Here is a 14,524-nt window from a genome sequence, read left to right as displayed (position 1 = left end):
CCATCTAATAATAGTAATATCATCGATATACGAGGTTGGTTTGTCTCAATTTCATCAAGCAATAGCTGAACTTATTGAACGCGTAAAGAGCGCCAAAGATGGTCAAGTTCGTGTGGTTCAAGTTCTTGAGGAAAACCCGAATATTGCTTTTATTGACTGGCTAGAAGCTCAGCCTATTTTCCCCAAATTTTACTGGCAATCGCGAGATACGCGCGAAGAAGTGGTAGCACTTGGCCAACTTTATACTTTTTCAGAACTGGCACCCGCCTACACCATATTAGGTGCAGACCAGCGTATTTGGGGTGGTCGATCGTTTGATGGGAACACAGAGAAGAACAGACGCTGCATGCCGTCGTTTTTCTTCCTACCACAAGTGGAATTGATTCGATTTGACGATTCCTGGGCGTTAGCAGCAAACATCACAAGAGAAAAGCAAAGAACCCTCTCGACATTAGCCAAGTTGCAAGCTGAAGCATCACTAATTCACCCTCTCTCTTCTCATATTACTAGCATTGAACACACACCAAGTAATCACGAGTGGGCGCAGCTGGTAGATAAAGTATTAGCGGGCATTGGGCAAGGTGAGTTTAAAAAAGTTGTGCTGGCGAGAAAGACAGTACTTGAACTTGATAAACCTCTCAGTGCGGCGCAATTGCTCAAGGCAAGCTATCAGCAAAATCATCACAGCTTTCATTTTTTAATGGCACTGGACCAAAAGCACAGCTTCATGGGCTCTACGCCTGAGCGGCTTTATTCCCGTGTCGGACAAGAACTGCACACAGAAGCGCTGGCGGGCACCATCGGCCGTGGTGAAAATGCAACGCAAGATATGAAGTTAGCTAATTGGCTTTCTCAAGACATTAAAAATTTAAATGAAAATCAATATGTTGTTGACGACATCGTAGAGCGTTTAACCCCTCACTCGGAAGATATTGAAGTGGAAGCGGATACTCGTCTGGTGAGACTGCGCAAGGTGCAACACCTTAAAAGAAGCATTCGAGCGCATCTTTATAAAGGGACAAATGGGGTTCAGCTATTGAGTGCTCTACAACCGACGGCTGCGGTTGCCGGCCTTCCACGACAAGAGTCCATTGACTTTATTCGTGAAAACGAGACTTTTTCAAGAGGCTGGTACGCAGGCTCTGTTGGGTATGTCAGCCATCAAAAAGCAGAATTTTGCGTTGCAATTCGCAGTGCGCTTGTGGTGAACAATCAAGTTCAACTGTTTGCCGGAGCGGGTATTGTGCCTGGATCTATCGCAAGCCATGAATGGCAAGAACTCGATAAAAAAATGTCGACCCTACTTTCCCTTATTTCAGACAGTGCGCCATTAGGAGTCGCTTCATGATCGAAAACCAAGCGGTGATGAATCGAATTTGGTGTGAGGTCATTTTAGAAGAGCTAACTCGTTTCGGCGTGAAAGATATCTGCATTGCGCCAGGCTCACGTTCTACACCTTTAACGCTCGAAGCCGATGCGAATAATAACCTCGCTATTCATACCCATTTTGATGAGCGTGGATTAGGCTTTTTAGCCCTAGGGTTAGCGAAAGCCAGCAAAGCGCCTGTTGCCATTGTGGTCACATCAGGCACTGCTGTGGCGAATTTATTGCCTGCAATAGCAGAAGCCAAACTCACTGGTGAAAAGCTAGTGGTATTGTCAGCCGATCGGCCACAGCAGTTGGTGGGATGTGGGGCAAATCAAGCGATTGTTCAGCAAGGCCTCTTCTCGACTCATGTTACAGCAGCGCTTAATCTTCCTAATCCATCTGAAAATATTAGCTTACATTGGTTGTTGACGAGTGTTGACGAAGCGATGCACAAGCAAAGTCAGCAAGGCTCTGCGATACACATTAACTGCCCGTTCCCTGAGCCACTGTATTCCAATGAAGATAAAGCCATTTACCAGCGTTACTTGAAAACGGTTGCCGTTTGGAAAGCGTCGAATCAACGCTATAGCCAATCTATTTTTATGTCTGGAGAGCATTCAGTTGATGACGATCTCTTTACGAAGAAAGGGTTAATCGTTGTTGGTAGCATTGGCGTCGCTGAAGCCCTACAAGCCCTCGAACTTGCCAAATTCTTAGAATGGCCAATACTGTGCGATCCTCAGTCAGGGGTCAGCAGTGAATGGGCACACTATGATTTATGGCTGCAAACGGATGATGGTGATGTGCCGCACAGAGCCATACTGAGAGAGTGTGAAGCGGTGGTGCAGTTTGGCTCTCGAATCATCTCGAAACGTCTCAATCACTGGCTAGAAGAGCATGTGTCTGACTCAGGTTGCGATTACATCTATGTATCTGAAAGTGCAGACAGAAACAACCCGTCTCATTTGAGGCAGACTCATTACGTCGCAAATATCAGTGAATGGATTGAATGCCATTTAGATTGTGTTCGCCGATTCAAAGGTGACATTCAGGTTGGTTGGGCGGACCAAATTAAGACTCTCTCCACATCAGTCAATACCACAGCCCAAGCTTTGTCAGACAGTGATGACCAAGTCAGCGAGCTTGCGTTAGCTTGCTCAATACACGACTTATTAGCACAGTTACCGAAAAAAACGCCACTCTTTATTGGCAATAGCTTGTTTGTGCGCTTAATCGATATGTTTTCTATTTTGGATAATCGAGAGGTGTATACCAATCGTGGCGCGTCAGGTATTGATGGGTTAGTCGCAACGGCGGCAGGAGTCCAAAGAGCGCGTTCTCAGCCTTTGGTGTTGTTTATTGGCGATACCTCTTTGCTCTATGACCTCAACTCTCTTGCGCTGCTCACTCATCAAGAGGTGCCTGTGGTGATCGTTGTTACGAATAATGACGGCGGAGCCATATTTGATCTTTTACCTGTACCAAAAGAGCAAAAACAAGCCCTCTATCAAATGCCTCACGGCTATCAATTTGAATACGCTGCGAAGCAGTTTGGGTTGCTTTACGACAAGCCTCATACCCTTTCGGGTTGCTTGACAAGTATATCAACGCATATACAACATGGATCTGGCGCGCTAATTGTTGAAGTTCAGACCTTGCCAGGCCAAGCGTCTTTGCAACTCAAAGAGTTTTATAACCACATTCATGCTAAGTAACGATAGCTACCACCCAGTACACAAACTGGAAAAGCCTACGTTGGTTTTTCTACATGGCTTGCTCGGCAGTGGCTATGATTGGTGTGAGAGCATCGCTTTACTTAATCAATATTCTTGTATCACCATTGATCTTCCAGGGCACGGTCGAAGTGCCCACTCGTCGTGTGCGAATTTAGATGAATGCTGCTCTTACATCACAGAGACATTGACGCAAATTTTAGAGCCTAACCAACCTATTTATCTGATTGGTTACTCCTTAGGGGGACGGGTTGCCATGCATGGCGTCGCCAGAAATCTTTTCCAAAAACTCAATCTCCAAGGGCTGGTTATTGAGGGAGGGAATTTTGGTCTAAAAACCGCTCAAGAAAAGAGAGAACGATTGATCAATGATGAGAATTGGGCGAATCGATTCATTCATGAACCAATTGAACAGGTATTATTCAATTGGTATCAACAAAGCGTTTTTTCTTCACTAAATGATGAGCAAAGACAATTATTGGTGAGTAAACGAAGTGATAATCTTGGCCCATCTATTGCGCATATGTTGCTTGCTACATCACTGGCAAAGCAGGAGTATTTGCGAGAAGTCTTAATCGAAGCCTCGCTTCCCATACACTATGTCTGTGGTGGCAAAGACAACAAATTCAGCACAATGGCGAAAGAAAGTGGCTTATCCTTCAGTGTCGTTTCAGGTGCTGGGCATAATGTGCACCAAGAGTGCCCGAACGAATTTACGAAGATCATTATGGATTTCATACAGAATCGATAAAGACAAGACAAATAATATAGGCTCGCATCGAGCGGGCGAAAACGAACAGATGGATAATAAAAATGGCAAAAACAGTAGGCATTACAGAAGAAGAACTTTATGCACCCGTTGATTGGCAAGAGTGCACGGGTGAATACGAAGATATTTACTACCATAAGTCATCCGATGGCATCGCAAAAATCACCATAGCCCGTCCTCAAGTTCACAACGCTTTTCGCCCTCAAACGGTCAAAGAGATGATTGATGCACTGGCGAATGCGCGCTATGACGAAAAAGTCGGCGTTATTATTCTTACTGGGCTCGGTGAAAAAGCGTTTTGCTCTGGTGGCGACCAGAAGATCCGTGGTGACTACGGTGGCTATAAAGATGACAGCGGTACTCATCACCTCAATGTTCTGGATTTCCAGCGTCAAATCCGTACCTGTCCTAAACCTGTGATTGCAGCGGTTGCTGGCTGGGCTGTCGGTGGCGGTCATGTACTCCATATGATGTGTGACCTAACGATTGCAGCTGAGAATGCTCAATTCGGTCAAACAGGGCCAAAAGTCGGCTCTTTTGATGGTGGTTGGGGCGCGTCTTATATGGCGAGAATTGTGGGGCAGAAAAAAGCCCGTGAGATTTGGTTCTTATGCCGATTCTACGATGCGCAAGAAGCCTTAGATATGGGGCTTGTAAACACCGTCGTACCGGTTGAAGACTTAGAAAAAGAAGCAATTCGTTGGTCTAGAGAGACACTACAACATAGCCCAATGGCACTGCGTTGCCTAAAAGCAGCGCTCAATGCTGATTGTGACGGCCAAGCAGGTTTGCAAGAGTTAGCAGGAAACGCAACGATGATGTTCTACATGACGGAAGAGGGGCAAGAAGGGCGTAATGCGTTTAATGAGAAACGCCGTCCTGATTTTGATAAGTATCCGCGTAACCCGTAATGAAAAGCTCAAATTTGATGTAGAAGAATCAGGTCATAAGTCATCCAAGTGGAATTGGAATAGACAACGTCAGTTCAATGAGCATGAAATATGGCTCATTGGGCATAACGAGAAGCAAGACGTTACTTTTGTGTTAGAAAGCGAGGAAACACAAAATGATCCTTGCTATTGGGCGGTCTGTATTGGTAATTGATGAACTTATGATTGGGTATGATGGTCTATGTATTAGTCATGATCGCGTATTACTAAAGCGGAACCTTGTATGAAATCAGCTAAATTGTATCGTTATCAATTACCTATGGATAGCGGTGTTATTCTACGAAACCACAAGCTCACAGAGCGAGTCGGGTTTATCGTAGAATTGAGTGAAAATGGTCGTGTTGGCCGAAGCGAAATTTCGCCTCTGATTGGGTTTAGCCTCGAGACAACCGATGAGGCAGGCCTACAGGCACAGCAACAGCTTGAAATGTGGATTAACGGAGAGAGCTTTGTCTATGATGAACTCTATCCTTCAGTCGCTTTTGGTTTATCCATGGCCGAATTAGAGCTAGCAGGCGAGTTACCCCCTGAAGGGAACTACCGAGCTGCGCCGTTGTGCAGTGGCGACCCTGATGAACTTATTCCCGTGCTCAGTGCGATGGAAGGTGAAAAAATCGCCAAGGTCAAAGTGGGTTTGTACGAGCCGATTCGCGATGGGATGATCGTGAGCTTACTACTTGAATCTATCCCTGACCTATCACTTCGACTGGATGCTAACCGCTCTTGGTCTCTAGAGCAGGCACAGAAATTTGCGAAGTCTGTAGCGCCTTCCTTGCGCCAACGTATTCATTACCTGGAAGAGCCTTGTATGTCACCTGGGGATAGCTTTTCACTGGCTATTGATACTGGTATCGCCATTGCTTGGGATGAAACTCTTCAGCACGCTGTACAAAAGAGCGGCTTCTCACTGGAGGATTTAACCGGTGCTAAAGCGATAGTGATAAAGCCTATGTTGATAGGGTCTGTGCAGAGATGTATCGACCTTATTGAAAAAGCGAAAGTATTGAGCATTCAAACGGTGATCAGCTCTAGCATTGAATCAAGCCTCGGCCTGGATCAATTAGCCCGCTTCTCAAAATGGCAACTTCCAAATGAGGTTCCTGGGCTAGACACATTGAACATGTTCCAAACTCAGTTAGAAACAGCGTGGCCTGAATCGACGCTACCCGTTGCTAGGCTAAGCGAACAACAATTGATGTGGCAATCCTAGTGCTAACGATTCAATCGTCAATCAAACAGTGGGCTCAACAGAGCCCATTTTCTTGCGCTTTGATCACACCAGAGAAAAACTACAGTTGGACAGAGCTGCAGCGCCAAGTCTACCAGTACACTTGTTCCCTAACCGCACAAGGTGTTCGGCAAGGAGACGTTGTTACACTTGTCGGAAAGAATCATCAAGAGATGTTATTTGTCTACTTGGCGTGTTGTGCACTAGGGGCTGTACCAGCACTTACAATGCCTCAGCCGCGCACCACATTGGTTAAAAAACTGATTGTTTTGTCTCAAGAGCAACAACCTACATATCTTTGGCTGACTAACGATGTTTGGTGTCGCTATTCCGAACAGGAAAGGGAAGCGATTGAGCATCAATGTCAGTTATTAAGCTTTGAGCATTCCTTTGAAGAACCACAGCTAGAATCTGATAAAGAAAGTGGATTTGACGATAAAGATATCGCCCCCAATGACTTGGCTTCAATAATATTCACGTCGGGGTCAATGGGCGACCCCAAAGCGGTTGCGCACACTTTTGAGCAGCACTTTTCGTCTGCTGCTGGCTTGCTCAGCGTCTTTGAGTACGGCGCGGATGATACCTGGTTACTGAGCCTGCCTCTGTATCATGTTTCAGGATTGGCGATTGTGTATCGCTGGCTCAGTGGCGGCGGGTGTATGAAGGTAGGGACGGGAGAGCTGAGCGCTGATATACAGGGTGTTACTCATGCCTCTCTCGTCGTAGCTCAATTGCGTCGGCTTATAGAGAGTAATCAGCCTTTAACGCTTGTGAGAGTGTTACTTGGTGGCAGTCACATACCACCCGAAATTGGCATGCAATGCGCATCACTGGGCATTGATACTTGGCTTGGATACGGAATGACAGAGGCGGCTTCCACGGTCACGGCTAAACCGGTTAATGTTCACCCGAGTGCGGGTAAGGTTCTGCCCAATCGACGCCTCATGATTAAAAATAATCGTATATATATTGGTGGAAAAACCCTAGCCAAGGGGTATTTCTATCAAGGAAAAATCACGCCTTTGATTGATGAGAATGGGTGGTTTGATAGCAAAGATTTAGGCAACTGGACTCAAGATGAACTCGAGGTTATTGGGCGAGCCGACAATCAGTTTATTTCTGGTGGCGAAAATGTGCATTGTGAAGAAATAGAGGCGCAATTGAATCAACACCCACAGGTTTTACAATCGATCGTGATTCCTGTTGAAAATGCTCATTTTGGACATCGGCCTGTTGCTATTGTTGATGCGACGAAGCTGATTAAAGGAGATTCAGGCTACAAAGAACTGTCAGAGCAGATAAAACAAGAATTAGACGACTTCCTAAAAAGCCGACTGGAAAAATTCAAGTGGCCGATTCGATATTATCAAATGCCTTCTGATCTGAATACCTCAGGAATCAAAGTCTCTCGAAAAGCGCTCAAGCAATGGCTGCAGAACAAAGCTTCGACAGAATAATAAATTATTAGGTCGACATAACATGAAGCATATAGTGGTGGCTAATGTCAGTTTCTAACGAGGTTAGTTAATTTTGGCATTAAATAGTCCAAAACAGAATTTCACTCTATATAACCATAACTCATAATAGGAACTATGAATCAATGGATTTCGAATATAGGCATAGGGATGAAAGCAATGTTTTTGGTAGGGACGGTATCTCTGATAGCGTTAGCAATTAACAGTGAAGGCTTAATTAGAGCAACGGCTGAGCTCTTCGCGTTTCTCTGCTTGATCAGCTTTGTTATCAGCGTCAAGCAGAGCAGAAAAACGAATATTCAGGTTGAGGCGGAAGAATTGTAGTTTCTATCAATACAGCCATTCAACACATGACCTTCAATGGATTCACTTTCTATCAGGTGTTGAGTTAGCGCGATGAAGCAGATTTAAACCAATGTTAGCCATGCTAAAGACGTTGTAGAGATTAAAACCCAGAGCGTTATGCCAAATAATAGAGGTTTTGGCCCGGCTGCTTTTAGTTTGTCGATAGAGATCCCACATCCAATTAAGAATAAGCATACAACCAGCGCCTGTTTTGCAGCAGCAAAAATCCCCTGATACACCACCTCAAATTGAGGCAGTAAGTCACTGACCAAAATTGCGACACAATAGAAGACGATGAACATTGGAATCGACACTTTTTTTGACTCGTTGCGAAATATAAATGAGCTAATCAAAGCGACCGGTACAATCCATAGAGCGCGGGCTAGTTTCAATGTTGTTGCGGTAGTAAGTGCTTCTTCTCCATAAGCTGAGGCTGCACCCACAACAGAAGAGGTATCGTGAATGGCAATGGCCGCCCATGTTCCAAATGTGTGTTGATCTAAGCCTAAGGCATGACCGATAACAGGGAATATGAATAGCGCTACGGAGTTAAGAACAAAGATAACTGCCAGAGCTAGCCCAGTTTTATCGTCATCCGCTTTAATGGCTGGTGAAACCGCCGCAATAGCGCTTCCACCACAAATAGCGGTACCCGCAGAAATAAGGTATCCCGTAACTTTTTCCAGTTTGATTAATCTTGCAAAGAACCAACCGATGATCAAGGTCCCTGCAATGGTTGAAATAATGATCCCAATACCATTCGATGTGACCGCAATGGCCTCTTCAAATTGAATACCAAATCCGAGCCCAACGATTGAAACTGCCAAGAGTTTTTTGGTCATCTTACCAATGGGGAAATTTTGTGGAACGAGACCAAAGCTTGCCAAGAAAAAACCGACGACTAAAGCCGTAGGCGAAGAGGCATAAGGGGTTAAACAAAATAAGCCCGCAAGCCAGAAAGGAATTTGGTGTTTTAGCTGGTTCATATTTTTGGTCGCTGAGGAAAAGAGAGTCTAGTGTATAGGAAAATTAAGTTCAGTCAGTCTCAGTGTTTCGAACAAGCGTTCAGAAAAACTAAACGTTTGTCTCTGCATTCTCGACGTCCATGCTTAATTTAGCGATATTCACCACGAAGTTGCGTAACCTTTTCTCGTAAAAGCGTTGTCGTTGCGATAGTAGGCTCCACAGGTTCGCCCACTTCAATCTCAATTTTAGACCAAAAACGATTAGGCAACCCATGACAAGCTTTACCTTTATACCGACTGAAGTAACTTCCCCAAAGGCCTTTGAGTGCAACGGGAATGACAGGGACAGGACTACGTTTCAAAATAATGTCCAAGCCGCGCATGAACTCTGAAACTTCACCATCAGACGTTAAGCTCCCTTCAGGAAAGATACAGACGATGTGCCCTTCGTTGAGTGCGGCCTCAACATCTTGAAATGCTCGACGAATGGATGATCGGCGACCGGCTGAGATAGGAATAACCCCTGCTCGGTTTAAAAATCGTTTGAGAGGAGGCAGGTTAGCGTAGTCTTCTTCCATCACAAACCGAATGAGCCGAGGACAAACAGCACTAAGCAGTAAAGCATCCATATAGCTGACATGATTACACACAATCAGTGCGCCACCTTCTTTGGGCAGATGATGAAGATTTTTGTGCTTAACGCGATACATAGTGTGGGTGAGAATCCAAACCAAAAATCGAGTGACAAATATGGGTACCTGAATACAAAGGTAAATTGCTACCAATAGGTTCAATACCGCTAAGAATGTGAATAATTGAGGAATGCTGAGCCCCAGGACACTCAGGAAGACGATGCCTAATACTGCGCTACCGACCATCAATAATGAGTTGTAAATATTGAGCGCTGCGATGACCTGGGCACGCTGCTTTGGCTTTGCTCGAAGCTGTAAGAGCGCATACAGCGGAACAATAAAGATACCGCCTGACGCCCCTAGCAATAATAGGTAAGTAAACACTGACCAAAGGGGCTGATGGGACACGAAATCCATGAAGGAAGTGAAAGTTGGCAAAGATTCAGGGATTGAAGCGATCATTAGGTAACCGAAAATGGTAATGCCAAGGCTACCAAGAGGAACGATTCCTACTTCTATTCGGTGATTGGATAACTTGTCACAGGCTAGCGACCCTAATGCGATACCCACTGAAAACAGAGCAAGCATAAATGAAACAGCACTTTCCTGACCATTTAAGTGGAGCTTAGTAAAGTTAGCAAACTGCGTTAAGTACGTTGCGCCCAAGAACCAAAACCAACTGATCGCCATTATCGATTGGAAGATCACACGATCAGATTTGGCGATAGAAAGCGTGGCTTTGGTTTGCTTGATGGGTTGCCATTTAAATTCTAACTCAGGCGCACTCGACGGTGCTTCGGGAATGGCGCGACTGGCTAAGTAGCCAATGATGGCTGAGATCACGACGCAGAAAGCCGCGACAAACTTGGCGTGCTCTGTTGAGGCAATGATGCCCGCTGCGAGTGTACCGAGTAAAATTGCTAAAAATGTGCCGGTTTCAACGAGCGCATTGCCGGGAACAAGCTCTTCGGATTTTAAATGTTGAGGTAATAACGCGTACTTTACTGGGCCAAAGAACGCGGACTGTGTGCCCATTAAAAACAGCAATACAAGTAAGATGAAGTAACTTTCGGTGATAAAGCCAATTGCACCGAGGCACATGATTAGAATTTCAAACGATTTGATGATTCGAATGAGTCGCGATTTCTCATATTTGTCCGCTAATACACCTGCGGTGGCGGAAAACAAGAAAAAAGGCAGAATGAATAACCCTGCCGCCAGATTAATGAAAAGGTTACTAGAAAACGGCAAGCTGCCTACGGTTGCAAAAGCAACAAGTAAGAGCAGGGTATTTTTGAAGATATTGTCGTTAAAAGCGCCGAAAAACTGAGTGATGAAATAGGGTAAAAAGCGCTTTTTTGTCAGTAACGAAGCCTGAGGCTGCTCTGGCATTTCCGGTCCTTATTATTACCAGTTACTTAGGTAATTAGAGAGTAAGTTTTCGATAAGCTCTTTCCCATCAATTGGGCTTGAAGCAAAGAATTTATCATCAACACTTAAAAGTGTAATACCGTGAACGCCGGACCACAACACACGGCTTGCTTGTAACACTTCGCTTTCTGTTCTTTTGGGTGCAAGAACCCGGAGCAGGCTTTCTAGCATTCCCGTCATGTTGTCGATTCGCTCTGATTGCCATTGAGGCAATGTTTCACCATTCATGTTATGAGCAAAAATGAGTTGCCATCTATGCGGGTGTTTTTGAGCAAAATCGTGATAGCAGTAGGCCAACTCGTAGAGCGCGGTCTTATGATCTGCACTTTGTTCCATCACTTCGAGCGCCTCAGCGCCCAATTCGTCGAGCGTTTGAGCGACAGCGTGAAGCAGCAGCAAATTATAATTACCAAAGACATTCACTAACGTACTCGGTACATAGCCAATCAAATTCGCGATCTTTCTTAAGCTAAGGTCGTGATGAGGCTGCTCAGCCAAAAAGTCTTTTACGGTATTAAGGGTAAGAGCTACGAGCTCTTCACGAGTATGATCGTTTCTACGGGCCATGATAAATTTACAATTATGAACAACGTTCAATATTCTAGGGAAGGGATCTCGAAGCGTCAACTAAGCAGACCTCTTTTTGCAATATTCTGATACATAGAATCTAAGTTGGATGTTTTAATAGTCATTGGAACTGGTTATGATTGAACTGCTCAAATAATAATTACCCTAAGGAAACGCATGAAAAAGATTTTTTCGCTTATAGCATTGCTGATGGTATCAGTTGCTGTAGCGCCATTAGCTGAGGCAAAAAGGTTTGGTGGTGGTAAGTCGTTTGGTAAAAGCTTTAAAACAGCGCCTGCACCAAAACAACAAACAACCAATACTAGCCGAGTTAATCGAGACCAGGGCGCAGCCCAGAGCCCAAGCCGTAAAGGTGGTTTAATGGGTGGCTTGATGGGTGGCCTCTTAGCGGGTGGTCTGCTTGCTGCGTTCTTTGGTGGAGCATTTGAAGGGATCCAGTTCATGGATATCCTTATCATGGGCTTAATCGCATTTTTTGCTTTTCGTTTTCTCCGCGGAATGCTGGGATCAAAACAAGGCAGCATGAATCAGCATCGTCAGCAGCCTGCGTTTGGTGGTACGAACCAAAAGTTCGAGCAACCGAACGTTCATAATTTTGAGCAACAAGCGAACTCAGGTAATTCAACGGCAAACAATACCAATGGCAGTTTTGGCTTTGGTGCACAAAGTGACGTACCTCATAACTTCCCGCCTGCGTTCGATCAAGCCGCTTTTGTTGATGGTTCACGTGAGCACTACCGTACATTACAAGGCGCATGGAACCACAATCAGCTTGATACGATTGAAGAGTATGTATCGCCAAGCTTGTTTGAAGACCTAAAAGCAGAACGCGCTAAAGCGGAAGGGGATCAGCATACAGAAGTCATGTATGTCGATGCGGAAATTGTCCGTGCTGATTACGACGCAACGAAAGCGCAACTAAGCTTACAGTTTAGTGGTCGTTACCGTGATGCGGTTGAAGGTATTGAAGAGAATATTGAAGATATCTGGCATCTTGAGCGTGATTTAACGCAAGAGAACGCGCCATGGCTTATTGTTGGTATTCAAGGTTAGGCACTCCTTCTCGTTTAACAACGTTGATGAGTCATTGAATATCACCATTACTTAGTTCTATTGAAACGCTCAGATCTCGGTCTGGGCGTTTTTTTATTTGAGTTTTAAAGACAAAAGAAGATAATCAGGGAATAAATAAAACAACATGAAAGGAATGTAAAGTGGCTGAATTCAAATACAAAAACTTATCTCAAGAAGAACAAGACAAGTTGGACGCCGCAGTATTTCGTCGTTTGCTTTCTCACTTGGATGAAAATAAAGACGTACAGAATATTGATTTAATGATTCAAGGCGGGTTTTGCAGAAACTGCTTTAGCAAATGGTACAAATCTGAAGCGGAACAAAGCGGTCTTGACCTGGATATTGATGATGCTCGTGAGCGTGTATACGGAATGACGTACGATGAGTGGAAACAAAACCATCAGCCTAAAGCCACGCCTGAGCAACTAGCAGCGTTTGAAGCTCGACAAAACAAAGGATAATTGAATTTCGAACTTTGGAGTCTATTTGTTTAGGATTCAAAGTTTCAAATAATTACTACGTTAATCGTTCAAGTTCAGTCAGAGCGATTAACGCACTTTGATTCGTCGTCCCACAAACGTCTGGACAAGCCTTGAATGTATGGCATACCTTTGGCCTTTCTGGCTTACCAAAAAGCTTACACAGATTCTCTTCATTCAATTGGATACAACGCTCTCCGGCAGGCTTACCATTCGGCATTCCTGGAATAGCGGAAGAGATACTTGGCGCTATACAGCAAGCACCACAACCAAGACGACAATCCATATTAATACCACCGGAAATAAAGGGGAGCGGATGATAACAAACATCTTAGTTCTATTGCTAGCCACTTCTGGTGCTTTCCAACCAAACAGAAGATTAAACTTGAAGTTTCGAGGCGTCAGCGGTATAAAACGCATCCGTTTCGAATCGAAGATAAAGTTATGACTTCTCCATTTTGGCAATCTAAGCCTCTCCAAGACATGTCCGAGCAAGAGTGGGAATCTCTATGCGATGGCTGTGGCAAATGTTGCTTGCATAAACTCATGGATGAAGACAGTGACGAGGTGTATTACACCAATGTCGCTTGTAGCTGGCTAAACGATAAAACCTGTTCGTGCAAAGATTATATGAATCGCTTTGAGTCTGGTGAAGAGTGTTTGAAGTTGACTCGAGATAAAATTGAAGAGTTTCATTGGCTTCCCGATACATGTGCGTATCGATTACTTGCGGAAGATAAACCGCTGCCTACATGGCATCCACTTATTACTGGCTCAAAAGCAGAAATGCATGCCGCGGGTGAGAGTGTTCGCAATAAGGTGGTGTATGAAATTGATGTAGTTGATTGGGAAGATCACATAATTAACCATCCAAACCGTTAATGACAAAATCTGTTCTTACTTTTTAGACGTCAACAATTGCAAGCCAGATTCTGCTTGTTTGAAACGGTATAAGGCGCTCTAAATTGAGTCGCCTTATTAAGCCAGCATTAAGAGAATGCCGCCAATAGTTGCCGCTGCGGAAAGATATTGCCCCGCTGAGTAAGAACCATCGCTTTCTTCTTTAATCTTGTCAGGGTGATCCATGCCTAGCGCACCGTGCGCAAAGGATTCAACCTTAGACGTTGTGGTTTTCTCCGCGTCAATTCCTTCTTTCTCTATATCTTTGAGAGCAGCCAGTAACGCTTTGCCTTCTTCAGACAACGTCACTTTATTTTGCTCTACTTTAAGAGGCGCTGCGCCTTTTTCTGGTGTTGCTTGGCTACCTTGAGGCTTGACCTGTTGGGCTTGGACCAGTTTAGCTGGCTCCATTCCTACTGGTGTCATACATATCTCCTTTACTCGCCTTCAGTCATTGTATCGACCAAGATATGAAAAACTTGTGTAAATTTATCCATAAATCTTATGAATAAGAGATAAGCAAAAACCGAGCCTATTTTTCAGGTGCCAACTTGCTTTAAGATTAGAGAGAAAAGAATCGAGAGGT

General features: G+C 44.6%; 15 protein-coding genes. 10 read left to right on the top strand and 5 right to left on the bottom strand.

Annotation, left to right across the window (positions count from 1 at the left end; all coding sequences use genetic code 11):
• Positions 1-40 precede the first annotated feature (40 nt).
• From BCU12_RS17820 to BCU12_RS23155, 7 genes are all read left to right on the top strand, one after another.
• Positions 41-1,348, top strand: coding sequence for an isochorismate synthase MenF (locus BCU12_RS17820; RefSeq protein ID WP_102405596.1), 1,308 nt, complete (start codon positions 41-43; stop codon positions 1,346-1,348).
• Positions 1,345-3,084, top strand: a complete 1,740-nt coding sequence (gene menD / locus BCU12_RS17815) for a 2-succinyl-5-enolpyruvyl-6-hydroxy-3-cyclohexene-1-carboxylic-acid synthase (RefSeq protein WP_102405595.1) — start codon at positions 1,345-1,347, stop codon at positions 3,082-3,084. The genes BCU12_RS17820 and menD overlap by 4 nt, the downstream gene beginning before the upstream one ends.
• Positions 3,074-3,853: a 2-succinyl-6-hydroxy-2,4-cyclohexadiene-1-carboxylate synthase gene (gene menH, locus BCU12_RS17810; RefSeq protein WP_102405594.1), complete on the top strand. Its 780-nt coding sequence runs from the start codon at positions 3,074-3,076 to the stop codon at positions 3,851-3,853. The genes menD and menH overlap by 11 nt, the downstream gene beginning before the upstream one ends.
• Positions 3,854-3,915: 62 nt before the next feature.
• Complete coding sequence (gene menB / locus BCU12_RS17805; RefSeq protein WP_102405593.1) at positions 3,916-4,782, top strand: 1,4-dihydroxy-2-naphthoyl-CoA synthase; 867 nt, start codon at positions 3,916-3,918, stop codon at positions 4,780-4,782.
• Between the two features lie 262 nt (positions 4,783-5,044).
• Entirely contained in the window at positions 5,045-6,031 is a 987-nt protein-coding gene (gene menC, locus BCU12_RS17800; RefSeq protein ID WP_102405592.1) for an o-succinylbenzoate synthase, read from the top strand.
• Positions 6,031-7,506 carry an o-succinylbenzoate--CoA ligase gene (gene menE, locus BCU12_RS17795; protein WP_241909868.1) on the top strand — a complete coding sequence of 492 codons (1,476 nt, stop codon included), beginning with the start codon at positions 6,031-6,033 and terminating at the stop codon, positions 7,504-7,506. Before menC ends, menE begins: the two co-directional genes overlap by 1 nt.
• A 135-nt stretch (positions 7,507-7,641) precedes the next feature.
• A complete protein-coding gene (locus BCU12_RS23155) occupies positions 7,642-7,848 on the top strand; it encodes a hypothetical protein (RefSeq protein WP_133153895.1) in 207 nt (68 codons plus the stop codon).
• Positions 7,849-7,931: 83 nt separating this feature from the next.
• Here BCU12_RS23155 and BCU12_RS17790 read toward each other — a convergent pair whose 3' ends face one another.
• The 3 genes from BCU12_RS17790 to BCU12_RS17780 all read right to left on the bottom strand — a co-directional run bounded on the left by BCU12_RS17790 (position 7,932) and on the right by BCU12_RS17780 (position 11,464).
• Positions 7,932-8,855 (bottom strand): putative sulfate exporter family transporter, encoded by a 924-nt coding sequence (locus BCU12_RS17790; protein ID WP_102405590.1) that lies wholly within the window; start codon positions 8,853-8,855, stop codon positions 7,932-7,934.
• Positions 8,856-8,983: 128 nt separating this feature from the next.
• Positions 8,984-10,858 (bottom strand): MFS transporter, encoded by a 1,875-nt coding sequence (locus BCU12_RS17785; protein WP_102405589.1) that lies wholly within the window; start codon positions 10,856-10,858, stop codon positions 8,984-8,986.
• 15 nt (positions 10,859-10,873) lie between these two features.
• The gene (locus tag BCU12_RS17780; protein ID WP_102405588.1) at positions 10,874-11,464 is read right to left on the bottom strand and encodes a TetR-like C-terminal domain-containing protein; all 591 of its coding nucleotides are present in this window, start codon (positions 11,462-11,464) and stop codon (positions 10,874-10,876) included.
• 177 nt (positions 11,465-11,641) lie between these two features.
• Here BCU12_RS17780 and BCU12_RS17775 point away from each other — a divergent pair, with 177 nt between their 5' ends.
• Together BCU12_RS17775 and BCU12_RS17770 are read left to right on the top strand one after the other, a co-directional pair.
• Entirely contained in the window at positions 11,642-12,538 is an 897-nt protein-coding gene (locus BCU12_RS17775) for a TIM44-like domain-containing protein (protein ID WP_102405587.1), read from the top strand.
• Between the two features lie 161 nt (positions 12,539-12,699).
• Positions 12,700-13,020: a DUF1244 domain-containing protein gene (locus tag BCU12_RS17770; RefSeq protein WP_102405586.1), complete on the top strand. Its 321-nt coding sequence runs from the start codon at positions 12,700-12,702 to the stop codon at positions 13,018-13,020.
• A 55-nt stretch (positions 13,021-13,075) separates the two neighbouring features.
• On the opposite strand, the gene BCU12_RS17765 is transcribed toward BCU12_RS17770, so the two are convergent.
• On the bottom strand, positions 13,076-13,324 hold the full coding sequence (locus tag BCU12_RS17765; protein ID WP_102405585.1) for a YkgJ family cysteine cluster protein: 249 nt from the start codon (positions 13,322-13,324) through the stop codon (positions 13,076-13,078).
• A gap of 158 nt (positions 13,325-13,482) precedes the next feature.
• On the opposite strand from BCU12_RS17765, the gene BCU12_RS17760 reads away from it, so the two are divergent.
• Positions 13,483-13,920: a YcgN family cysteine cluster protein gene (locus tag BCU12_RS17760; RefSeq protein WP_102405584.1), complete on the top strand. Its 438-nt coding sequence runs from the start codon at positions 13,483-13,485 to the stop codon at positions 13,918-13,920.
• 96 nt (positions 13,921-14,016) lie between these two features.
• Here BCU12_RS17760 and BCU12_RS17755 read toward each other — a convergent pair whose 3' ends face one another.
• Positions 14,017-14,364: a hypothetical protein gene (locus tag BCU12_RS17755; RefSeq protein WP_102405583.1), complete on the bottom strand. Its 348-nt coding sequence runs from the start codon at positions 14,362-14,364 to the stop codon at positions 14,017-14,019.
• Positions 14,365-14,524 lie beyond the last annotated feature (160 nt).

It is taken from the genome of Vibrio sp. 10N.261.55.A7, assembly GCF_002877365.1.
GTDB lineage: Bacteria > Pseudomonadota > Gammaproteobacteria > Enterobacterales > Vibrionaceae > Vibrio.
This window is presented reverse-complemented; position numbering and strand designations above follow the sequence as displayed.